Source organism: Geodermatophilus maliterrae (genome assembly GCF_041018925.1).
Lineage (GTDB): Bacteria > Actinomycetota > Actinomycetes > Mycobacteriales > Geodermatophilaceae > Geodermatophilus > Geodermatophilus maliterrae.
The window spans coordinates 16,953-38,549 of the sequence record NZ_JBFNXQ010000007.1 but is presented as its reverse complement, the minus strand read 5'-3'; the positions used below and the strand labels follow the sequence as shown (position 1 = coordinate 38,549).

Below are 21,597 nucleotides of genomic sequence, written 5' to 3'. Positions count from 1 at the left end.
CGTGCCGCCCGCCGTCGTCCTGGTCACCGGCGTGAGCCGGTGGCTCGGTGGTGCGCTGGCGGCCGAGCTCGCTCGCGACCCCGCCATCGGGCGGGTCATCGGGGTGGACACCGTCCCCCCGTCGGCCGAGCTGCTCCGCCGCCTCGGCCGCACCGAGTTCGTCCGCGCCGACATCCGCAACCCGCTGATCGGCAAGGTCATCAGCGCGGCGGGGGTCGACACCGTCGTGCACATGAACATCAGCTCCACGCCGGCCGGGTCCGGCGGGCGGGGGCCGATGAAGGAGCTCAACGTCATCGGGACGATGCAGCTCCTCGCCGCCTGCCAGCGCGCCCCGTCGGTGCGCCGGCTGGTGCTCAAGTCGACCAGCGCCGTCTACGGCGCCTCGCCGCGCGACCCCGCCGTCTTCGCCGAGGCGATGCAGGCCCGGCGGGTGCCCTCGGGTGGGTTCGCCAAGGACAGCCTCGACATCGAGGGCTACGTGCGGTCGTTCTCGCGCCGCCGTCCCGACGTCGACGTCGCCGTCCTGCGGTTCACCAACTTCATCGGGCCGCGGATCGACTCGGTCCTGACCGGGTTCCTGCGCATGCCCGTCGTCCCGACCGCCCTCGGCTACGACGCCCGTGTGCAGCTGCTGCACGAGGACGACGCGCTCGGCGTGCTCACCCGCGCCACCACCGGCGACTTCGCGGGCACGGTCAACGTCGGGGGAGAGGGCACGCTCCTGCTGTCGCAGGTGATCCGCCGGCTGGGCCGCCTGCAGCTGCCGGTGCCCTCGCCCGCCCTGGGCTCGCTGGGCCGGTTCACCCGCCGGTTCGGCTTCGTCGACTACTCCCCGGAACAGATGCGCTTCCTCAACTTCGGCCGAGTGGTCGACACGACCGTGCTGCGCACGGAGTTCGGCCACACACCCCGCTACACGACCGAGGCGGCGCTGGACGACTACGCGCGCACCGTGCCGCCCGTCGTCCCGTCCGACCTGGTCGCCGACGTCACGGCGCGGGCCGAGGCGCTGGTGGCCCGCGCCGGGTCGCTGACCTCCTCGGTCGGCAACGTGGTGCACGGACGGCTCCGGCCGGCACCGGCGTCCCCGGGCCTGCGGGCGGTGCGCGATGCCTGAGGCGCGCGTCATCCGCCTGCGGCCCGACGACGAGCAGTCGCACGTCCCGCCACCGTCGGACGCGACCTGGGACGAGCAGGTGACCGGCGGGCTGGAGTTCCTGCGCCGCCGGCTGACCGGTGAGTACCGGACCGACGAGTTCGGCTTCGACCCCGACCTCACCGACCACGTGCTGCTGCCGCTGCTGCGGCCGCTGTTCCAGCGCTGGTTCCGGGTGGAGACCCACGGCATCGAGAACGTGCCGGCCGACGGCGGGGCGCTGGTGGTGGCCAACCACTCGGGCACGCTGCCGGTCGACGCGCTCATGGCCACGGTGGCCCTGCACGACGACCACCCGGCGCAGCGGCGCTTCCGGCTGCTCGGCGCCGACCTGCTCTTCGACCTGCCGGTCGTCGGCGCGATGGCCCGCAAGTTCGGCGCCACCCTGGCCTGCAGCGAGGACGCCGAGCGCCTGCTCACCGGCGGCGAGCTGGTCGGCGTCTTCCCCGAGGGGTTCAAGGGGATCGGCAAGCCGTTCCGCGACCGGTACACCCTGCAGCGGTTCGGCCGCGGGGGTTTCGTCACAGCGGCACTGCGCACCGGGAAGCCGATCGTCCCCTGCGCCATCGTGGGCGCCGAGGAGATCTACCCGATGGTCGGCAACGCCAGGACCGTCGCCCGGCTCCTCGGCCTGCCGTACTTCCCGATCACGCCGACGTTCCCGGCCCTGGGCCCGCTCGGGCTGGTGCCGCTGCCGTCGAAGTGGCTGATCGCCTTCGGCGCCCCGATCGAGACGGCGTCCTACGGCCCCGCGGCCGCCGAGGACCCGATGCTGGTGTTCAACCTCACCGACCAGGTGCGCGAGACCATCCAGCAGTCGATCTACCAGCTCCTCCTGCAGCGCACCTCCGTCTTCAGCTGAGTCGCCACGGCGGGATGTGCACCCATCGGGGTCACCAGCCGTCGGCAGACCCCGTTCGGTGCACGGAACGCCGTCTCGCCGACGCTCAGAACGGCCAGGCGTTGCGGCGGCGGCGGGCGACCGCGCCGCCGACCACGCCGCCGGTGAGCGCGGCGGCCGCGACGGTGGGGACGCCGATGCGCGCCGCCTTGCGTCCGGTGCGGAAGTCCCGGATGGTCCACCCGCGCGAGCGGGCGACGGCGCGCAGCTCGGTGTCGGGGTTCACCGCCACCGCCGTCCCGGTCAGGGTGAGCATCGGCAGGTCGTTGGCCGAGTCGCTGTAGGCGGTGCAGCGGGACAGGTCCAGGCCCTCCCGCTCGGCCAGCGCGCGGACCGCCTCGGCCTTCGCCTCGCCGTGCATGAGCTCGCCGACCAGCCGGCCGGTGTAGCAGCCGTCGACCACCTCGGACACGGTGCCCAGGGCCCCGGTGAGGCCGAGCCGGTGGGCGATGATCCGCGCCAGCTCGACCGGCGTCGCGGTCACCAGCCACACCCGCTGCCCGGCGTCGAGGTGCTGCTGGGCGAGGTTGCGGGTGCCCGACCAGATCCGGTCGGCCATGAGCTCGTCGTAGATCTCCTCGCCGGCCTGCACGATCTCGGCCACCTCGCGGCCGGTGACGAAGGCCAGCGCGCTCTCGCGGATGGTGAGCATGTCGCCGGCGCTCTCGTTGCCGGCGATGCGGAACTTCGCCTGCTGCCACACGAACCGCTTCAGGTCCCGCGAGGTCAGGAACTTGCGGGAGGCCAGGCCGCGGGCGAACCAGAACAGCGAGGCGCCCATCATCATCGTGTTGTCGACGTCGAAGAACGCGGCCGCGGTGCGGTCCGCCACGACGGCCGGGACGGGCTCGACCTCCGCGGCGGCGGCGGACGCGGCACCGGCGACGTGCGCCCGGGTCTCCTCGTCCGGCACGGCCCCGGCCGCCCGCCCCCGGCGGCTCCGGAACGGCAGTCCCGGCACCGGCCACCTCCCTGGTCTCCCCACCGCCCGGAGGCGGCACCTCCGCGACCCTAGCCGGGCGCCGCGGCCCCGACGGACCCGGTGTTCAGCACACCAGCGGCCAGACGCAGACGGGCAACGGTGTGTCCAGGACCGGCCCGGACGGCTCTTGGGGGACGGGGGCGGGTGCCGTCGACGTCGGGCCGTCGTCCCCCTCGTCGGGGAGCGGGGGCGACGGGACGGGTGGCTCGCCGCCCGGGACGGACGGCGCCGTCGTCGGCACTGGCGTGCCACCGCCGGTGGGTGCCGGGGAGGGGCCCGCGCCCGCGGGACCTCCGCCGCCGCTGCCGGAGGGGGTGGTGGGCGCCGGGGCCTCCGAGGACGGCGCCGGGGTCTCCTCCCCGGCCGGCTGCTCGTCGGTCGGGAGACCGGGGTCGGCGAGGCCGGCGGAGGGGGTGGCCGGGGCGGGCGGCGGCGCCTTGCAGGAGGCGGGCAGCGGGCCGATCTCGTCGGTCCCCGCGGTCGGCGGGCCCGTGGGGCACTCGAGCGCCGTCTGCAGCTCGCCGGCGCGGCTGCCGACATCGGTGACCAGGTCGAGCGAGTGGCCGGTCGCGGTGCCGGCGTCGGCGGGCAGCGCGAGCTGCAGCTCGGACAGGCCCTGCTCCTGCTCCTGCGCCCAGCCGCTGAGCACCGTCAGCGTGGCGGCGTCGTCGGCGTCGACCGCGCTGGAGAGCACCAGCGCTGCACCCTCCACCGTCTGCGCGTCCATGGTCGCGAGCGTGTCGCGCACCAGGTCCGCCGGCGGTCGTCCGGTCGCGCCGTCGACGAGCTCGCCGAGCTCCTGGAGCCGGGTGGTCGCGAACCCCAGGAGCGTCATGCCGCGCTCGTCACCGGCCAGGGCCAGCCGGGTCTGCTCGGTGCCGCGCTTGAGCCCGTAGAGCACGTCGCCCGGCCCCGCGTCGGCCGACAGGGCGACCAGAGCGCCCAGCGCGGTGGCGGCCAGGGCGGCGCCGGTGACCGCGGCGATCAGCCGCGCCCGCCACCGGCCGGCCGGCCGATGAGGCGACACGAGTGCGCGCAGGCCGCGTCGCGGCACCGGCTCCGGGGAGCGGACGGCGGCCATGGCGACCAGCCGGGCGCGGGTGGCCGCACGGAAGCCCGCGGCCGGTTCGTCGTCGAGGTCGGTGGCCAGCGCGCGCAGGCGGGCCTCGACGGCCTCCTCGCGGTCGTGCACGGACGCGCGGCGGGAACCGCCCGCGACGCCGTGCCTGGGGCTCACCTGGGTCCTCCGGTCGATCCGTCGACGTGCGGTCGACCGGAGCAACGAGGCCGCTCAGGGCCCGTTACGGCATACCCGCCGGTAACCACGCGGCGTCCCTCGGTCGGGGTCCCATCCGTCACCGCAACCCCTCGGGCAGCAGGCCGGCCAGCCGGCGCACCGCCCGGTGCTGCAGCGCCTTGACCGCGCCGTCCTTCTTGCCCATGACCGCGGCGGTCTCCGACACCGACAGCCCCTGCAGGAAGCGCAGCGAGATGCACTCCTGCTGCTCGCCGCCCAGCTGCCGGATGCAGGCCAGCAGCTGCTCGTTGGTCAGGCGGGCGACGACGGCGTCCTCGGGACCGTCGGTCGCCCGGTCGGCGTCGCGCATGTCCGCGGTGGTGACCTCGAGCCGGAAGCGGCTGCTCTTCACGTGGTCGCGGATGAGGTTGCGCGCGATCGTGACCAGCCACGCGCCGACGTCACGCCCCTGGAACGACAGCGAGTCGATCCGGCGCAGCGCCCGCACGAAGGTCTCGCTGGTGAGGTCCTCGGCCTGCGCCCGGTCGCCGACCCGGTGGAAGACGAAGCGGTGGACGAGCGTCACGTAGTGGTCGTAGAGCCCGCCGAAGGCCTCGGCGTCACCGGCCTGGGCCCTGCGGACGAGGCCCCAGACGTCGACGTGGCCGGCCGGGAGCTCCGCCTCGAGGCCGGCGAGCTCCGCGGCGAGCGCGCCGTCGTCCTCGGGTGGCAGCTCGGCGACGACGTTCGGCTCGGCGGTGAGGACACCCGGCGGTGCGACGAGCGGGTCGTCGTCGGCGTCCGCCTCGGGCGCGCCGGCCGCCGCCGGCGGGTGCTCCGCGCCGTGGCGGGGGAACGGTGTCGGGCGGGGACGGGGGGCGGGCCGTCGGGCCGGGACGGCGGACGAGCGCTCGTCCACCGGGCGCGACTGTGGCATGCGGGCGTGGACCTCCTCGTCGGCCCGCCGAGCCGCGACGGCTCACCCGACGGGGCTCTCGCAGTCCGGCGGGTGCCCGCGGTGCTGCGTGTCTCTCCTCATGGTGACAACATCGTTGCGTTCCGTCCACATCGACCCGTCGAGTCGTGCCCCCCGCGTCCTCCTGCGGAAGGTGTGCGGCCGTCCATCGAGGAGGCGCCCGTGACGACGCCCGGAGCCACGACCGTGCCCGGACCCGCGACGGGCCTCGCCGCGCTCGTCCGGGCCGCGGCCGGGGAGCGACCCGACGCCCCCGCCGTCGTCGAGGGGGAGACCCGGCTGAGCTGGCGCGAGCTCGACGCCCTCGTCGACCGGACCGCCGCCGGCCTCGCCGCCCGCGGGCTGGTGCCGGGTGACCGGGTGGCGGTGCAACTGCCCAACGGCGTCGACTGGCTGCGCGCCGTGCTCGGCGCCCTGCGGGCGGGTCTGGTCGTCGTCCCGGTGAACACCGCCTACACCGACCCGGAGCTCGACTACGTCCTCGCCGACTCCGGCGCCGCGCTGCTCGTCGCCGGCACGGGACGGGAGCCGGTCGCGGGGGTGCCGGTGACCGCCGGGCCGCCGGAGGCCGACGGCCCGCCGCCCGAGCGCCCCGACGACCCCGGCGCGCTGGCGTTCCTGGCCTACACCAGCGGCACCACCGGCCGGCCGCGCGGGGCGATGCTGACCGCCGCGGCCCTCCGGGCCAACCAGGAGCAGTGCCTGGCGGTGGACCCGCCGCCGGTGCGGCCCGACGACCGGGTCCTGCTGGTGCTGCCGCTGTTCCACGTCTACGGGCTCAACGCCGGCTTCGGCCTGGTCGCGGCCACCGGCGCCTGCGCGGTCCTCGTGCCCGCCTTCGAGCCGCGCGCCACCCTGGAGGTCATGGAGCGCGAGCGGGTCACCGCCGTCCCCGGGGCGCCGCCGCTGTACCAGGCGTGGCTCGCGGTGGCCGACGCCGAGGGCGGCGACGCGTCACTGCGGCGGGCCTTCGCGGCGGTGCGGATGGCCTCCTCGGGGGCCGCGCCGCTGCCGGAGGCGACGTGGACGGCGGTGCGCGAGCGTGCCGCCGTCCCGGTGTGGGAGGGCTACGGCCTCACCGAGGCCTGTCCCGTGGTGACCAGCACGCTGGCCACCGGGCGGTTGAAGCCGGCGTGCATCGGCGGCCCGCTGCCCGGCGTGGAGGTGGTCCTGCGCGACATCTCCGCCGGGTACCCGGCCGAGACCGAGGAGGGGCCGGGCGAGATCTGGGTCCGCGGCCCCAACCTGTTCGCCGGCTTCTGGCCCGACGGCGCCGACGGCCCCGGTCCCGACGGCTGGCTGGCCACCGGCGACCTCGCCCACCGCGACGACGACGGCGACCTGCACCTGGTCGACCGCCGCAGCGACCTCGTGCTGGTCAGCGGCTTCAACGTCTACCCCGCCGAGGTGGAGCGGGTGCTCGACGCGCACCCCGCCGTGGCCGAGAGCGCGGTGATCGGGGTGCCCGACCCGCGCACCGGGTCGGCCGTCCGCGCCGTCGTGGTCCTCGAGCCCGGGGCGCGGGTCACCGAGGCCGAGCTGCGCGAGCACGCGGCGGCCTCGCTGGCCCGGTACAAGGTGCCGACGTCGACGACCTTCCGCGCCTCCCTCCCGCACTCGCTCACCGGCAAGGTCAGCCGCGCCCGGCTGCGCGAGCTGGGTCTGCCCGCCGACGGACCCGGGGACGACGCCGGGGACGCCGGGGACGACGGGGGCGCACGGTGACGGCGGGGCCGCCGCTGCGGCTGGAGCTGCTCACCCGCGCGGGCTGCCACCTGTGCACCGCGGCCCTGGAGACGGTCACGCGGATCGCCGCCGAGGCGGGGGTGGCCAGCCGGGAGGTCGACGTCGACACCGACCCCGAGCTGCGGGCGGAGTACGGCGACCGGGTCCCGGTGGTGCTGCTCGACGGCCGCGAGCACTCCTACTTCACCGTCGACGTCCCGCGCCTGCGCCGCGACCTCGGGATCACCTGAGCGACCCCGGTCCCGCCGGGAACGGCCCTCGTGCAGGGTCCCGCCGCGAGCCTGCGAGTGGCGGGGGGCACGAGGGTCCTCCTATGGTCTCGGACACAGCGGGACGCATCCGCGCTGGCCCGGGGCCCTGGGGCTCACCGGGACTTTGTTCCTGCGTTCACAAGCGGTTACCGTGGCAGTCGCCGGGCGGTGCTCCGCCCGGATCCCGATGTCGTCCGCCCCCCTCGGCTCCCGCCGTCGTCCGGGCGCGACCGCTGTGGAGTAGGCCCTGTGATGCAGCCGCGGCCCCGGATCCCGGAGGCCACCGTCGCCCGTCTGGCCGTGTACCTGCGGGTGCTCAGCGGACTCGCCGACGGCGGTCGCGGCACCGTCTCCTCCGGCGAACTGGCCTCCGCGGCCGGCGTCAACCCGGCCGGGCTGCGCAAGGACCTCTCGCACCTGGGCCCCTGCGGCGTCCGCGGCGTCGGCTACGAGGTGGCCACCCTGCGCGACCGCATCGCCGGCGTCCTCGGGATGGAGACCGCGCACGCCTGCGTCCTCGTGGGACTGGGCAACCTCGGGTCGGCGCTGGCCGGCTACGGCGGCTTCGGCAGCCGCGGCTTCGAGTTCGTCGGCCTCTTCGACGCCTCACCGGCCCGGGTCGGCCAGCAGGTCGGGGGCCGGCCGGTCCGACCGATGGAGGAGCTCGACGAGGTCGTCGCCACCACCCGGGCGACCATCGGGGTCATCGCGACACCGGCCGAGGTGGCCCAGCCGGTCTGTGACCGGCTGACCGCGGCCGGGGTGAGGAGCATCTTGAACTTCGCACCGGTGGCGCTCACCGCACCCGCGGGGGTCCACGTCCGCCAGGTCGACCTCTCCGTCGAGCTCCAGGTCCTCGCGTTCCTCGACAAGCAGCGCGGACCGGTGTCCGCCCTCGGCGACGCGCTGTCGCCGGCGGCCACCCGCCCGGCCACGCCGGTCGGGAGGATGGCATGAGCCTGCTCGCCGTCGGCATCAGCCACCAGACCGCGCCGGTCGCGCTGCTCGAGCAGTTCGCGATGGGCGACGACGACCGGGTCAAGGCGCTGCACGAGCTGGTCGAGAGCGACCACGTCAGCGAGGCGCTGGTGCTGGCCACCTGCAACCGCGTCGAGGTCTTCGCCGAGGTCGACCGCTTCCACGGCGGTGTCTCCGAGGTCAGCCGCGTGCTGGCCCGCCAGGCCGGCGCCACCGTCGAGGAGCTCTCGCCCTACGTCACGGTCCACTACGAGGACCAGGCCGTCGCCCACCTGTTCACGGTGGCCGCGGGCCTGGACTCGATGGTGGTCGGCGAGACCCAGGTGCTCGGCCAGCTGCGCGCGGCCTACGCCCTCGCCCAGGAGGAGGGCACGGTCGGCCGCGAGCTGCACCCGGTCGCCCAGCACGCCCTGCGCGTGGGCAAGCGGGTGCACGCCGAGACCGGCATCGACCGGGCCGGCGCGTCGCTGGTGACGGTCTCCCTCGACCGCGCCGAGACCCGCATCGGCCCGCTGGCCGGCCGGCCGGTCCTGGTCGTCGGTGCCGGCTCGATGGGCGCGCTGGCCGCCACCACGCTGTCCCGCCGGGGTGCGCTGGTCACCGTCGCCAGCCGGTCGCCGGAGTCGGCGGCGCGACTGGCCGCCGCGGTCGACGGCGGCACCGCCGAGCTGGCCGACCTGCCGCAGGCGATCGCCGCCGCCGACGTCCTGGTCACCTGCACCGGCGCCACCGGCCTGGTCGTGGGCACCGACGCCGTCGCCACCGCCATGGCCGGACGCGCCGGCCGGCCGCTGGCCGTCGTCGACCTGGCGCTGCCCCGCGACGTCGACCCCGGTGTGGCCGCGCTGCCCGGCGTGCACGTCGTCGACCTGGCCCTGCTGCAGGGCGAGCGGTCGGCCGGGACGGGCCACCCGGTCGCGGGGTCGGTCGCCGCCGACGACGTCTCCGCCGCGCACGCGCTCATCGAGGCCGAGACCGCGCTGCTGCGCGCCGAGCGGCAGGCCGCCGCCGTGGCCCCCACCGTGTCGGCGCTGCGCAGCCAGGCCGCCGAGGTCGTCGACGCCGAGCTGCTGCGGTTGTCGACCCGCCTGCCCGACCTCGACGCCCGCGCCCGCAGCGAGATCGCCCGCACCGTGCGCCGCGTCGTCGACAAGCTGCTGCACGAGCCGACCGTGCGGGTCAAGGAGCTGGCCAGCACCCCCGGCGGCGTCGACTACGCCGACGCGCTGCGCGCGCTGTTCGGCCTCGGCATCGACGCCGAGGTCCCCGCCGACGGCCCGCGGCTGGCCGAGGCGGTCACCGTCGACCCCGACGACCTGCGCCCCGGCGGTGCGTCGTGACGGTCACCACGGGCACGCTGCGGCTGGGCACCCGCGCCAGCCGGCTGGCCCACACCCAGTCGCAGACGGTCGCCGACGCGATCACCGCGGCCAGCGGCGTGGCGGTCGAGCTGGTGCACATCAGCACCGAGGGCGACCGCTCGGCCGCGGCCATCGCCCAGCTCGGCGGCACCGGCGTCTTCGTCACCGCGATCCGCCGCGCGCTGCTCGAGGGCACCGTCGACGTCGCCGTGCACAGCTACAAGGACCTGCCCACCGCGCCCGAGCCCGGCCTGGTGCTGGCCGCCGTCCCGCCGCGGGAGGACCCGCGCGACGCCCTCGTCGCCCGCGACGGGCTGACCCTCGGCGAGCTGCCCGCCGGTGCCCGCGTGGGCACCGGCGCACCGCGCCGGGTCGCCCAGCTGCGCGCGCTGGGCCTCGGCCTGGAGGTCGTGCCGATCCGCGGCAACGTCGACACCCGCATGGCGCGGGTCGTCCCGGGCGACCTGGACGCCGTCGTGCTCGCCCGCGCCGGCCTCGCCCGCCTCGGCCGGCTCGACGCGGTCACCGAGACCCTCGACCCGCTGCAGGTGCTGCCCGCTCCCGCGCAGGGCGCGCTGGCCGTCGAGTGCCGGGCCGACGACGAGCGCACCCGCGAGCTGCTCGCCGCGCTCGACGACGCCGCCGCCCGTGCCTGCGTGCTCGCCGAGCGCACCACGCTGGCCGCGCTCGAGGCCGGCTGCAGCGCGCCGGTCGCCGCCTACGCCGAGCTGGCCGAGGGCGACGACGGTCCCGAGCTGTACCTGCGCGCCTCGGTCACCGCACTCGACGGCAGCGACGGCGTCCGCGACTCGGCCAGCGGCCCGGTCGCCGACCCCGAACGGCTGGGCCGCGCCCTGGCCGCCGAGCTGCTCGACCGCGGCGCCGCCGAGCTCGTGGCGGCATCACGGTGACACGCCCTGCCGGGCAGACCGCCCCGGCCCTCGCAGACCCCGCACACGCCCTCCCGAGGGCCACGACACCAACAAGGACCAGGAGCACGCGATGACGCGCTTCCGCAAGACCCCAGGCCGCGTCGTCTTCGTCGGCGCCGGCCCCGGCGACCCCGGCATGCTGACCGCCCGGGCCACGGCCGCGCTGGCCGAGGCCACGGTGGTGCAGGTCGACCCCGACGTCCCCGCCGCCGTCACCGACGCCGTCCGCGACGGCCGCCCCGGTCTCGAGCCCACCGCCGTCAGCGGCGAGCCGGCCGAGGTCGCCAAGGGCGCCGTCGCCGCGGCGAAGAACGGCGAGATCGTCGTCCGGCTGGTCGCCGGCGACCCGTTCACCTCCGACGCCGTGGTCAAGGAGGTGCTCGCCGTCGGCCGCACGTCGATCCCCTTCGACGTCGTCCCCGGCATCGCGCCGTCGACCGCCGTCCCGGCCTACGCCGGTGTCGCGCTCGGCGGCACCTCGCTGACCGCCGACCTGCGCGCCGGCGGCGTCGACCTGCCGGCGCTGGCCGGTGCGGCGAGCGCGCTGGGCGCCCCGGTCGTGCTGCAGGGCACGGTCGAGGAGCTCCCCGACGTCGCCGCGCGGCTGGTCGAGGGTGGCCTGTCCGGCAGCACCCCCGTCGTCGTCACCAGCGGCGGCTCGGGCACAGGCCAGAAGAGCATCGTGGCCAAGCTGTCGGCCGTCGCCGAGAAGACCGCCGGGCTCGACCCGCTCACCGGCCTGGTCGTGGCCACCGTCGGTGCCGCCGTCGACAAGCGCGGCAAGCTCTCCTGGTGGGAGAGCCGGCCGCTGTTCGGCTGGCGGGTGCTCGTGCCGCGCACCAAGGACCAGGCCGGCGAGATGAGCGACCGGCTGCGGGCCTACGGCGCGGTGCCGGTCGAGGTGCCGACGATCGCCGTCGAGCCGCCGCGCAGCGCCGCCCAGATGGACCGGGCGATCAAGGGCCTGGTCACCGGCCGCTACGGCTGGATCGTGTTCACCTCGGCCAACGCCGTGAAGGCCGTCCGGGAGAAGTTCACCGAGCTGGGCCTCGACGCCCGCGCCTTCGCCGGCGTCAAGGTCGCCTGCGTGGGCGAGCAGACCGCCGAGTCGGTGCGCGCCTTCGGCATCGTGCCGGAGCTGGTGCCCACCGGGGCGCAGTCGAGCGAGGGCCTGCTGACCGACTTCCCCGAGTACGACGACGTCCTCGACCCGATCAACCGGGTGCTGCTCCCGCGCGCCGACATCGCCACCGAGACCCTCGCCGCCGGCCTGCAGGAGCGCGGCTGGGAGATCGACGACGTGACCGCCTACCGCACCGTCCGGGCCGCCCCGCCGCCGGCGCCGGTGCGCGAGGCGATCAAGGGCGGCGGCTTCGACGCGGTGTGCTTCACCTCCTCGAGCACCGTGCGCAACCTGGTCGGCATCGCCGGCAAGCCGCACGCCAAGACCGTCGTCGCCGTGATCGGCCCGGCCACCGCGGCCACCGCGCAGGAGTTCGGCCTCCGGGTCGACGTCCAGCCCGAGACCGCCGCCGTCGGCCCGCTGGTCGACGCGCTGGCCGAGTACGCCGAGGCCAGGCGCGCGGGGGCCGGGGAGTGAGCGCGGCGCCGGGCGGGTCGAGCCCGGGCTTCGCGCGCGGGCGCCGGCTGCGGTCGACGCCCGCGCTGCGCCGGCTGACCGCCCAGACCCGGGTGGCCCCGGCCGACCTGGTGCTGCCGGTGTTCGTCAAGGAGGGCATCGACGAGCCGGTGGCCATCGGCTCGATGCCCGGCGTCGTCCAGCACACGGTCGACTCCCTGCGCAAGGCCGCGCACGAGGCGGCCGAGGCCGGCATCGGCGGGCTGGTCCTGTTCGGCATCCCGTCGGAGAAGGACGCGGTCGGCTCCCAGGCCGACGCCGCCGACGGGATCGTCAACGTCGCGCTGCGCGAGCTGCGGGCCGACCTCGGCGACGAGCTGGTGCTCGTGGCCGACCTGTGCCTGTGCGAGTACACCGACCACGGGCACTGCGGGCTGGTCACCCCGGCCGGCGTCGTCGACAACGACCCCACCCTCGACCGGTACGCCTCGGTGGCCATCGCCCAGGCGCAGGCCGGGGCCCACGTCATCGCCCCCAGCGGGATGATGGACGGGCAGGTGGCGGCCATCCGCCGGGCCCTGGACGCCAGCGGCTCCACCGAGACGCCGATCCTGGCCTACGCCGCGAAGTACGCCTCGGGCTTCTACGGGCCCTTCCGCGAGGCGGCCGAGGGTGCGCCGCAGTTCGGTGACCGCTCGACCTACCAGATGGACCCGGCCAACGCCGACGAGGCGCTGCGCGAGGTGGCCCAGGACCTCGCCGAGGGCGCCGATGCGGTGATGGTCAAGCCGGCGCTGCCCTACCTGGACGTCGTCACCCGGGTCGCCGACGCCGTCGACGTCCCGGTCAGCGCCTACCAGGTCAGCGGCGAGTACGCGATGGTCGAGGCGGCCGCGGCCAACGGCTGGATCGACCGGGAGCGGGCCATCCTGGAGACGCTCACCGCCATCCGGCGGGCGGGCGCGGGCCAGGTCCTGACCTACTGGGCGGTCGAGGCCGCGCGCCTGCTGCGGTGACCGCGGGGTACGTCGAGCCCGGCGGCAGCTGGCGGCCGCTCCGGCTGGCGGCCGCCGTGCTCGCCGTCCTCCTGGCCCTGGACGCCGTCCTCCCCTGGCCCGGCGTGCCGCCGCTGCTGGGGGGCCTGGTGGTCGTCGCCGTGCTCGGCGTCACGGCGTCGGTCTGCTCGGCGGCCCGCCGGGTCTGGACGGTGCGGGTGGACCCCCGCGGCCCCGACGGCGCGCTCTCGGTGGGCCGCGAGCGGGTGCCGCTGGCCGACGTCGACGCCGCCCACCTGCGCGCCGTCCGCGGCGGCACCGCGGGCGTGGACGCCGGCGCCCCGGTGCTCGGCGGCGGCTGGTCGGTGCCGCGCGGCCGGACCGGGCTGCCCCTGCGCCTGGCCGACGGGCGCACCGTCCTCGTGCCCACCCGGGACCCCGCCGCGCTGAGCACCGCGCTCCTCGACGCCGTCGCGGAGAGCGCCGTGCCGGAGAGCGCGACGTCACAGCCCGCCGACCCGGACACCCCGGGCAGCCGTCCCGGGACGAGGGGGACACTGAGGCCGTGACCTCGCTGGACACCGCCCGCTACGACTACGCAGCGCCCGTCTCGGCCGACCTGTTCGCCCGCGGGCAGCAGGTCACCCCCGGAGGCGTGAACTCCCCGGTGCGGGCGTTCCGCGCCGTGGGCGGCACACCGCGCTTCATGGCGCAGGCCCAGGGCCCGTGGCTCACCGACGCCGACGGCCGCCGCTACGTGGACCTCGTCGCGTCGTGGGGGCCGATGATCCTCGGCCACGCCCACCCGGCCGTCGTCGAGGCGGTGACCGCCGCCGCCCGCCGCGGGCTGTCGTTCGGGGCGCCCACCGAGGCCGAGCTCGAGCTGGCCGAGGAGATCATCGGCCGGATGCCGCCGGTGCAGCGGGTGCGGCTGGTCAACTCCGGCACCGAGGCGGTGCTCTCGGCGGTGCGGCTGGCCCGCGGTGCCACCGGGCGGCCGCTGGTGGTCAAGTTCGCCGGTTGCTACCACGGCCACGTCGACGCGCTGCTCGCCGCGGCCGGCTCCGGCGTCGCCACGCTGGGCCTGCCCGACACCCCCGGCGTCACCACCGGCGCCGCCGCCGACACCGTCGTGCTGCCCTACAACGACGTCGCCGCGGTCGAGGAGGTCTTCGCCGAGCGCGGGGACCAGATCGCCGTCGTGGTCAGCGAGGCCGCGCCCGGCAACATGGGCGTCGTCCCGCCGCTGGACGGCTTCAACGGCGAGCTGCGCCGGATCACCGCCGCGCACGGCGCGCTGCTGCTGCTCGACGAGGTCATGACCGGCTTCCGGGTGTCGCGCTCGGGCTGGTACGGCCTGGACCCCGTCGACGCCGACCTGTTCACCTTCGGCAAGGTCATGGGCGGCGGGCTGCCGGCTGCGGCCTTCGGCGGCCGCGCCGACCTCATGGACCACCTCGCCCCGACCGGGCCGGTGTACCAGGCCGGCACGCTGTCGGGGAACCCGGTCGCCGTCGCCGCCGGGCTCACCACGCTGCGGCACTGCACCGACGAGGTCTACGCCCGCTGCGACGAGGTGGCCGCCGTCCTGCGCGGCGCGACTAGCGCGGCGCTGTTCGCCGCCGGCGTCCCGCACCGCGTGCAGCAGGCCGGGTCGATGTTCTCGGTGTTCTTCGTGCCCGACGAGCGCCAGGTGCGCGACTTCGCCGACGCCCGCACCCAGGACACCGCCGCGTTCACCGCCTTCTTCCACGAGATGCTCGCCCGCGGCGTGTACCTGCCCCCGTCGGCCTACGAGTCGTGGTTCGTCAGCGCCGCCCTGGGCGACGAGGCCGTCCAGCGGGTGCTCGACGCGCTGCCGGCCGCCGCCCGCGCCGCCGCGGCCGCCGACCCGGCCGCCGCGCCGCCCGCCGAGGTCGCCAAGGACGCCCAGGAGCTCTCCCCGTGAGTGACCAGACGACCGTCGTCCACCTGCTCCGGCACGGGGAGGTGCACAACCCCGGGGGCGTGCTCTACGGCCGGCTGCCGGGCTACCGGCTGTCCACCGCCGGCGAGCAGATGGCCCGGACGGCGGCGGAGTGGTTCCGCGGTCGCGGCGTCACCCACCTGGTGTCCAGCCCGCTCGAGCGGGCACAGCAGACCGCCGCCCCGGTCGCCGAGCGGCTCGACCTGCCGGTGACCCTCGACGAGCGGCTGATCGAGGCCGGCAACGCCTTCGAGGGCCTCAAGGTCGGCGTCGGCGACGGCGCGCTGCGCCGGCCCCAGCACTGGTGGAAGCTGCGCAACCCGGTGCGGCCCTCGTGGGGCGAGCCCTACGTGGAGATCGCGGCGCGGATGCTGGCCGCCGTCGAGGCCGCCCGCGACGCCGCCCGCGGCAGCGCGGCCGTCTGCGTCAGCCACCAGCTGCCCATCTGGACGCTGCGGCTGCACCTGGAGGGCCGCCGCTACGCCCACGACCCGCGGCGCCGGCAGTGCGGCCTGGCCAGCGTCACCTCGGTGACCTACGAGGGCGACCGCGTGGCCGGCGTCTCCTACGCCGAGCCGGCCGGGGCCACCGACCCCGACGCGGTGCCCGGCGCATGAGGCGCCCGCTCCTCGCCGCGTCCGCGGCCCTCGCCCTGCTCACCGGCTGCGCCACCGGCGACGGTCAGGTCGACGTCACCAACGGCGGCGAGTTCCGCTTCGTCGCCGGCACCCCCGCCGGCGAGGTCATCCCGGCCGCCGAGCGGGCCGCGGCGCCGGAGTTCGGCGGCACCCTGCTCGGCGGCGGCGACTTCTCCTCCACCGAGCTGGCCGGGGAGATCGCCGTCCTCAACTTCTGGGGCTCCTGGTGCCCGCCCTGCCGGGTGGAGACGCCGCAGTTCCAGGAGGTCTACACCGATGTCCGCGACGAGGGCGTGGCCTTCCTGGGCCTGAACGTCAAGGAGGCCGACGAGCAGTTCGCCAAGGCGTTCGTCACCAGCGAGGGCATCGAGTTCCCCTCGCTCCACGACCCCGCCGGCGAGGTGGCCCTGGCGTTCCGGGACTACCCGGCGACCGCGATCCCGTCCACCATCGTGCTCGACCGGGACGGCCGGGTGGCGGCCGTCTACACCGGCGAGGTCGCCCAGGACGACCTGCGCGCGGTGCTCGACCTGCTGCTCGGGGAGGGCTGAGTGGGCGCTGAGTTCGCCGCGCTGGTCACCGACGGCCCGCTGCTGGTCGCCGCCGCCGTCGCCGCCCTGGTCGGGCTGGTCAGCTTCGCCTCGCCCTGCGTGCTGCCGCTGGTGCCCGGCTACCTGTCCTACGTCACCGGCCTGGTCGGCAGCGGCGCCCGCCCGGCACCGGCGGTCGTCCCCGCGGCGGACGGCGGCACCGGCGACGGCGGCGCCGCGACCGCGACGGCCACGGCCGTCCGCGCCGACGAGCGCTCACCCCGCGGGCGCATGGTGCTCGGCGCGGTGCTGTTCGTCCTCGGCTTCACCGCGGTGTTCGTCGCCGTCGGCACCGCCCTGGGTGGGTTGGGCCGGCTGCTGGTGCAGTACGACGACGTCATCACCCGCGTCATGGGCGTCGTCGTCATCGTCGTGGGGCTGGGCTTCCTCGGCCGGCTGCCGTTCCTCCAGCGCACCAGGCGGCTGTCCGTGCGGCCGGTCGCCGGGCTGGCCGGGGCGCCGCTGCTGGGCGTCGTCTTCGGGCTGGGCTGGACGCCGTGCCTCGGCCCGACGCTGTCGGCGGTGTACTCGTTGGCCTACACCGAGGCGACCGCCGGCCGGGGCGCGCTGCTCTCGGTCGCCTACTGCCTCGGTCTCGGGGTGCCGTTCGTGCTGGTCGCGCTCGGCGCCCGCTGGGCGGTCGGGGCGACGACGTTCCTGCGCCGCCACGCACAGGCCGTCACCCGCTTCGGCGGCGCCGTCCTCGTGCTCGTCGGACTGCTGCTGGTCACCGGCGCGTGGGGCGAGATGATGTCGTGGCTGCGTTCCTGGCTGGCCGTCACCGGCCTCGGGGAGTCCGTGCTGTGACGGTGACCGCCCCGCCGCGGCAGGCCGCCGCGCCCCCGCCGCCGCCCGCGCGCCCCTCGGCCGGCCGCCGCGCCGCGGGCTTCCTGCTCCGCCAGTGGCGCCGGCTCACCGCGATGCGCACCGCGATCGTCCTGCTGTTCCTGCTCGCGCTCGCCGCCATCCCGGGCTCCCTGCTGCCGCAGCGCTCGCTGTCGCAGACCAACGTCTCCCAGTACTTCGCCGACCACCCGACGCTCGCGCCGCTGCTGGACCGGCTGTACCTCTTCGACGTCTTCAGCTCGCCGTGGTTCGCCGCGGTCTACCTGCTGCTGTTCGTCTCGCTCATCGGCTGCGTGCTGCCCCGCGCGCTGGAGCACGCCCGCGCGCTGCGCACCCCACCGCCGCCCGCCCCGCGCCGGCTGTCGCGGCTGCCCGACTCCGCCGAGCTGGCCACCCCGCTGCCCGCGGCGGCCGCGCTCGACGTCGTCGAGGAGGAGCTGCGCGTCCGCCGGTACCGCGTCGTCCGCCGCCAACGGGACGGCACCGACGAGCTCTCCGCGGAGAAGGGGCTGCTCAAGGAGGCCGGCAACCTGGTCTTCCACCTGGCCCTGGTCGCCCTGCTGCTCGCCCTGGCCGGCGGCAAGCTCTGGGGCTACGAGGGCAGCATCCTGGTGACCGAGGGCCAGCGGTTCTGCAACTCGTTCCAGCAGTACGACACCTACTCCGCGGGCCCCCTGGTCGAGGGCAGCGACCTGTCGCCGGTGTGCGTCGGCCTCGAGGACTTCCGCGCCGAGTACGAGGAGGACCTCACCGCGTCCTCGTTCACCGCCGACATCGCCTTCGGCGGGCCCGGAGAGGAGGGCCGGCCGACGACGATCGGCGTCAACGACCCGCTGCGCGTCGACGGCGACCGCGTCTACGTCACCGGTCACGGGTTCAGCCCGACGTTCACCGTGACGCTCCCCGACGGGACGACGTTCGACGACGTCTCCACGCCCTTCCTGCCCACCGAGCAGAGCACCATGGCCAGCGAGGGCGCGCTCAAGCTGCCCGACCTGGGCGCCGGCGCCGAGGACCAGCTGGCGCTGCAGGGCTTCTTCGCCCCCACCGGCCTGGTGCAGGGCGGCATCCTCACCTCGATCGACCCGCGGCCGCTGGCGCCCCAGGTCGCGGTCGTGGCCTACCAGGGCTACCTGGGCCTGGACTCGGGCCTGCCGCAGTCGGTCTACTCCCTCGACGCCTCGCAGATCGAGCGCGGCCGGCTCGCCGAGGTCGGCCGGGCCAACCTGTCGGTGGGGGAGTCGATGACCCTGCCCGACGGGACGGCGGTCACCTTCACCGGCCACGCCGAGTTCGCCGCACTGCAGTTCTCGCACGACCCCGGCCAGGTGTGGGTGCTCGCCGCCGCGATCGCCGTCCTGGCCGGCCTGCTCGGCATGCTCCTGCTGCGCCGGGAGCGCGTCTTCGCCCGCGCCACCGCCCCCTCCGGGGACGGCGGTACCGTGCTCGGCGTCGGGGTCCTGACGCGCGGCAGTGGCGACGGCGCACCACGCTTCGCGGCCCTCACCGACGACCTGCGGGCGGCCCTGGCGGCCCGCGCCACCACCCGCGTCCCGTCCCCCGGCGGAGGCGCACCGGAACCGGAGGCCCCCCCGCGTGACCGCTGACCAGCTGGCCGCCCTGTCCGACACCCTGTTCTCGGTCAGCGTCGGCCTCTACTCCCTGGCCGTCGTGGCCTTCTGCGCCCAGCTGGCCTTCGGCCGCCGCCCGGCCCGCGCACGGGAGCTGGTGGGGGCCGGCGTCCCGGCCGGGCCGGCGCCCGCGGACGCTGCGGCAGACGGCGTCGACGACCCCGCGCCGGTCCGCCGCTGGGGCCAGGCGGCCATGGCGCTCACCGCGCTCGGGGCGCTGACCCACGCCGGCGTCCTCGTCGCCCGCGGGATGGCCGCCGACCGGCTGCCCTGGGGCAACATGTACGAGTTCGCGACCGCGGTCGTGCTCGTCGCCGTCGTGGCCTTCCTCGTGCTGGCGCTGCGCTCGCCCGGCCTGCGCCACCTGGGCCTGTTCGTCCTCGCCCCGGTCGTCGTCAGCCTGGTGGCGATCGGCCTGTTCCTCTACGCCGAGGCCGGCCCGCTGGTGGCCGCACTGCGTTCGAGCTGGCTGGCCGTGCACGTGACGACGGCGATCCTCGGCTTCGGCGTCTTCTTCGTCAGCGGCATCGCCAGCGTCCTGTACCTGGCGCGGTCCCGGCACGAGGCCCGCGGCGGCGACGCCTCCGGGCTGGTCGCCCACCTGCCCTCCGCGGCGACCCTCGACCGGGTCGCGCACCGCACCGCCGTCTTCGGCTTCCCGATCTGGACCTTCGCCGTCATCGCCGGCGCCATCTGGGCCGAGAGCGCCTGGGGCCGGTTCTGGGGCTGGGACCCCAAGGAGACCTGGGCGTTCATCGCCTGGGTCGTCTACGCCGCCTACCTGCACGCTCGGACGACGGCCGGCTGGCGGGGCCGGCCCGCCGCGTGGGTCAACGTGGTCGGCCTGGCGGTCATGGTGTTCAACCTGCTGTACGTGAACATGGTGTCGACCGGGCTGCACAGCTACGGCGGGGTGAACTGACCCACCTCATCCGTCCCACCCGGTCACACCCGTCGCCCCTCTGCGGACACGGGCGCCGATGCGCCCGGTCGCGTGCTTCCATTCCTGCATGACTGCACGCGCGGGGGGCCGCCGTGGGTAGGCACGCGGCTGCCGACGACGCCGGCACCGACCCGATCATCGCGGCCGCACTGGCGTCCAAGGCCGACGGGCCGGGCACCCGGCGTGCCTCCGGGCTCCGCAGCGCCGACGAGCCCGGCCGCGCCGGCTCCGGGAGCGGGCTGGGCTGGCCGGGCGACACCACGACCGGCGGCGGGCTGGGCTGGCCGGGGTCGGCCGACACCGTCGACGGGACCAGGGCCGACGCCGCCGACGAGACCGCCCGCATGGACGCCGTCCCGCCCGTCCCCGCACCCGGGCCCGAGGACGAGCCGGAGCCGCCGGGTCCGCGCGGCTGGCGCCGGCTCTTCGGCGGCCGCGCCGCCTGAGGAAGGACCTCCCTGCCCCCCCACCGCTCGCAGGCTCGCGGCGGGCCCCTGCAGGGAGGCCGTTCCAGCACGTCACGTGCCCCCACCGCTCGCAGGCTCGCGGCGGGCCCCTGCAGGGCGGCCGTTCCAGCACGTCACGTGCCCCCACCGCTCGCAGGCTCGCGGCGGGCCCCTGCAGGGAGGCCGTTCCAGCACGTCACGTGCCCCCACCGCTCGCAGGCTCGCGGCGGGCTCCTGCAGGGCGGCCGCCGTCCTCCCCGGCCTCCGCTGGCTCGGGGCGGGACCCGGGACGGGGCCGGCGGCTGGTCCAGGATGCCCTGGCCGGCCGGTCCGCTAGGCGGGGGAGTCGTCGCGGCGCACGCGCCGGCCGAGCTCGCGGAGGAACTCCGGGTCGTCGTCGGGGGCCACCGGGCGGGTGACCTGCGTCGGGCGGGGACGGGAGGCCGGACGCTGCTGGCGCAGCTCGCTCCCGGCCGCGGCCGTCGCGCGCACCACCAGCACGACCACGACCACCGCGACGACCAAGATCAGAAGGAACACCGGGCCACCCCCTCGTCTCGGGTCCGTGCCGCCAATGTACGTCCGCGGGGATACTCGGGGGGCGGAGCGCGACCCGCCTCCCGCGAGCACCGACCCGGAGGGCCTCATCGACGCCGTCGACCGGCAGCTGATCGACCTGCTGCGCGCCAACGGCCGCGCCAGCATCGCCGAGCTGGGCCGCCAGGTGGGCCTGTCCTCCGCTGCCGTGCACGACCGGGTGGGCAAGCTGGAGGCGGCCGGCGTCATCACCGGTTACCGGGCCGTCGTCGATCCCGCCGCCCTCGGCCTGGACGTCACCGCGCTGGTCGGTGTCATCGAGAGCGACTCGGTCGACGACACCGGCGTCGAGGCCGCGCTGCGGGAGATGCCCGAGGTCGAGGACTGCTGGCGGGTGGCCGGCAGCGAGGGCTACGTGCTCAAGGTGCGGGTGACCGACATCCCGGCACTGGAGGCCGCCATCAGCGCGTTGAACAGGATCCGGGGCGTCGCCCGCACCCGCACCACCGTCGTCCTCTCCACCAAGTGGGAGGGACGGACGGCGTGACGCCCGACCGCAGTCTGGAGGACAGCACGATGGCCGAGACCCCCACCCCGAGCGCGCCCACCGGCGGCCCGGCGACGCCGCCGCGGATCGTGCCGTGGCTGCTGGTCTACACGCTCGGCCGGCTGGTGATCGCCGTCGCGCTCGTCGCCCTGATCTGGCTGGTCGGCCTGCCCGGCTTCCCGGCCCTGCTGTTCGGCCTGCTGCTGTCGATGCCGGTGGCCTACGTGCTGCTGCGCCCGGTGCGCGACCGGCTCACCGAGGGCCTGGCCGCGCGCAACGTCGCCCGGCGCACCCGCAAGGAGCAGTTGCGGGACCGGCTCAGCGGGGACGCCGCCGCCTGAGCGGCGGTCGGCCGG

General features: G+C 76.3%; 23 protein-coding genes. 19 read left to right on the top strand and 4 right to left on the bottom strand.

Annotated elements, in window-relative coordinates; translation table 11 throughout:
- The first annotated feature begins 1 nt into the window (after position 1).
- Both ABQ292_RS03960 and ABQ292_RS03955 read left to right on the top strand, forming a co-directional pair.
- A complete protein-coding gene (locus ABQ292_RS03960) occupies positions 2 to 1,120 on the top strand; it encodes an NAD-dependent epimerase/dehydratase family protein (protein ID WP_369203439.1) in 1,119 nt (372 codons plus the stop codon).
- Positions 1,113 to 2,021: a lysophospholipid acyltransferase family protein gene (locus tag ABQ292_RS03955; RefSeq protein ID WP_369203437.1), complete on the top strand. Its 909-nt coding sequence runs from the start codon at positions 1,113 to 1,115 to the stop codon at positions 2,019 to 2,021. The genes ABQ292_RS03960 and ABQ292_RS03955 overlap by 8 nt, the downstream gene beginning before the upstream one ends.
- A gap of 85 nt (positions 2,022 to 2,106) precedes the next feature.
- Here the strand turns inward: ABQ292_RS03955 and ABQ292_RS03950 are convergent, their stop codons facing one another.
- The 3 genes from ABQ292_RS03950 to ABQ292_RS03940 form a co-directional block, all read right to left on the bottom strand.
- The gene (locus ABQ292_RS03950; RefSeq protein WP_369203435.1) at positions 2,107 to 3,021 is read right to left on the bottom strand and encodes an HAD family hydrolase; all 915 of its coding nucleotides are present in this window, start codon (positions 3,019 to 3,021) and stop codon (positions 2,107 to 2,109) included.
- 85 nt (positions 3,022 to 3,106) lie between these two features.
- Positions 3,107 to 4,279: a hypothetical protein gene (locus tag ABQ292_RS03945; RefSeq protein ID WP_369203433.1), complete on the bottom strand. Its 1,173-nt coding sequence runs from the start codon at positions 4,277 to 4,279 to the stop codon at positions 3,107 to 3,109.
- Positions 4,280 to 4,397: 118 nt separating this feature from the next.
- Complete coding sequence (locus tag ABQ292_RS03940; protein WP_369203431.1) at positions 4,398 to 5,216, bottom strand: sigma-70 family RNA polymerase sigma factor; 819 nt, start codon at positions 5,214 to 5,216, stop codon at positions 4,398 to 4,400.
- Positions 5,217 to 5,417: 201 nt separating this feature from the next.
- Between ABQ292_RS03940 and ABQ292_RS03935 the strand changes: the two genes are divergently transcribed.
- The 15 genes from ABQ292_RS03935 to ABQ292_RS03865 all read left to right on the top strand — a co-directional run bounded on the left by ABQ292_RS03935 (position 5,418) and on the right by ABQ292_RS03865 (position 20,157).
- Positions 5,418 to 6,980 carry an AMP-binding protein gene (locus ABQ292_RS03935; RefSeq protein WP_369203429.1) on the top strand — a complete coding sequence of 521 codons (1,563 nt, stop codon included), beginning with the start codon at positions 5,418 to 5,420 and terminating at the stop codon, positions 6,978 to 6,980.
- Positions 6,977 to 7,231 carry a glutaredoxin family protein gene (locus tag ABQ292_RS03930; RefSeq protein WP_369203427.1) on the top strand — a complete coding sequence of 85 codons (255 nt, stop codon included), beginning with the start codon at positions 6,977 to 6,979 and terminating at the stop codon, positions 7,229 to 7,231. The genes ABQ292_RS03935 and ABQ292_RS03930 overlap by 4 nt, the downstream gene beginning before the upstream one ends.
- A gap of 273 nt (positions 7,232 to 7,504) precedes the next feature.
- Positions 7,505 to 8,209 (top strand): redox-sensing transcriptional repressor Rex, encoded by a 705-nt coding sequence (locus ABQ292_RS03925; protein WP_369203425.1) that lies wholly within the window; start codon positions 7,505 to 7,507, stop codon positions 8,207 to 8,209.
- On the top strand, positions 8,206 to 9,570 hold the full coding sequence (locus ABQ292_RS03920) for a glutamyl-tRNA reductase (protein WP_369203423.1): 1,365 nt from the start codon (positions 8,206 to 8,208) through the stop codon (positions 9,568 to 9,570). Before ABQ292_RS03925 ends, ABQ292_RS03920 begins: the two co-directional genes overlap by 4 nt.
- The gene (gene hemC / locus ABQ292_RS03915) at positions 9,567 to 10,502 is read left to right on the top strand and encodes a hydroxymethylbilane synthase (RefSeq protein ID WP_369203421.1); all 936 of its coding nucleotides are present in this window, start codon (positions 9,567 to 9,569) and stop codon (positions 10,500 to 10,502) included. The genes ABQ292_RS03920 and hemC overlap by 4 nt, the downstream gene beginning before the upstream one ends.
- 91 nt (positions 10,503 to 10,593) lie before the next feature.
- The gene (locus tag ABQ292_RS03910; RefSeq protein ID WP_369203419.1) at positions 10,594 to 12,123 is read left to right on the top strand and encodes a uroporphyrinogen-III synthase; all 1,530 of its coding nucleotides are present in this window, start codon (positions 10,594 to 10,596) and stop codon (positions 12,121 to 12,123) included.
- Positions 12,120 to 13,118 (top strand): porphobilinogen synthase, encoded by a 999-nt coding sequence (gene hemB / locus ABQ292_RS03905; RefSeq protein ID WP_369203417.1) that lies wholly within the window; start codon positions 12,120 to 12,122, stop codon positions 13,116 to 13,118. Before ABQ292_RS03910 ends, hemB begins: the two co-directional genes overlap by 4 nt.
- Entirely contained in the window at positions 13,115 to 13,666 is a 552-nt protein-coding gene (gene mce1N / locus ABQ292_RS03900) for a transport-regulating membrane protein Mce1N (protein ID WP_369203415.1), read from the top strand. Before hemB ends, mce1N begins: the two co-directional genes overlap by 4 nt.
- A complete protein-coding gene (gene hemL, locus ABQ292_RS03895; protein ID WP_369203413.1) occupies positions 13,663 to 15,045 on the top strand; it encodes a glutamate-1-semialdehyde 2,1-aminomutase in 1,383 nt (460 codons plus the stop codon). The genes mce1N and hemL overlap by 4 nt, the downstream gene beginning before the upstream one ends.
- Positions 15,042 to 15,680, top strand: coding sequence for a histidine phosphatase family protein (locus ABQ292_RS03890; RefSeq protein WP_369203411.1), 639 nt, complete (start codon positions 15,042 to 15,044; stop codon positions 15,678 to 15,680). The genes hemL and ABQ292_RS03890 overlap by 4 nt, the downstream gene beginning before the upstream one ends.
- The gene (locus ABQ292_RS03885) at positions 15,677 to 16,252 is read left to right on the top strand and encodes a TlpA family protein disulfide reductase (RefSeq protein ID WP_369203409.1); all 576 of its coding nucleotides are present in this window, start codon (positions 15,677 to 15,679) and stop codon (positions 16,250 to 16,252) included. The genes ABQ292_RS03890 and ABQ292_RS03885 overlap by 4 nt, the downstream gene beginning before the upstream one ends.
- Positions 16,253 to 17,098 carry a cytochrome c biogenesis CcdA family protein gene (locus tag ABQ292_RS03880; protein ID WP_369203407.1) on the top strand — a complete coding sequence of 282 codons (846 nt, stop codon included), beginning with the start codon at positions 16,253 to 16,255 and terminating at the stop codon, positions 17,096 to 17,098. It begins immediately after the preceding gene.
- Positions 17,095 to 18,744, top strand: a complete 1,650-nt coding sequence (resB, locus tag ABQ292_RS03875) for a cytochrome c biogenesis protein ResB (protein ID WP_369203405.1) — start codon at positions 17,095 to 17,097, stop codon at positions 18,742 to 18,744. Before ABQ292_RS03880 ends, resB begins: the two co-directional genes overlap by 4 nt.
- Positions 18,734 to 19,690 carry a c-type cytochrome biogenesis protein CcsB gene (gene ccsB / locus ABQ292_RS03870; protein WP_369203403.1) on the top strand — a complete coding sequence of 319 codons (957 nt, stop codon included), beginning with the start codon at positions 18,734 to 18,736 and terminating at the stop codon, positions 19,688 to 19,690. The genes resB and ccsB overlap by 11 nt, the downstream gene beginning before the upstream one ends.
- 113 nt (positions 19,691 to 19,803) lie before the next feature.
- The gene (locus ABQ292_RS03865; RefSeq protein ID WP_369203401.1) at positions 19,804 to 20,157 is read left to right on the top strand and encodes a hypothetical protein; all 354 of its coding nucleotides are present in this window, start codon (positions 19,804 to 19,806) and stop codon (positions 20,155 to 20,157) included.
- A gap of 333 nt (positions 20,158 to 20,490) precedes the next feature.
- On the opposite strand, the gene ABQ292_RS03860 is transcribed toward ABQ292_RS03865, so the two are convergent.
- The gene (locus ABQ292_RS03860; protein WP_369203399.1) at positions 20,491 to 20,697 is read right to left on the bottom strand and encodes a hypothetical protein; all 207 of its coding nucleotides are present in this window, start codon (positions 20,695 to 20,697) and stop codon (positions 20,491 to 20,493) included.
- Between the two features lie 34 nt (positions 20,698 to 20,731).
- Between ABQ292_RS03860 and ABQ292_RS03855 the strand changes: the two genes are divergently transcribed.
- Positions 20,732 to 21,241, top strand: a complete 510-nt coding sequence (locus tag ABQ292_RS03855; protein WP_369203591.1) for an Lrp/AsnC family transcriptional regulator — start codon at positions 20,732 to 20,734, stop codon at positions 21,239 to 21,241.
- 29 nt (positions 21,242 to 21,270) lie between these two features.
- Positions 21,271 to 21,582 carry a DUF4229 domain-containing protein gene (locus tag ABQ292_RS03850; RefSeq protein ID WP_369203397.1) on the top strand — a complete coding sequence of 104 codons (312 nt, stop codon included), beginning with the start codon at positions 21,271 to 21,273 and terminating at the stop codon, positions 21,580 to 21,582.
- Positions 21,583 to 21,597 lie beyond the last annotated feature (15 nt).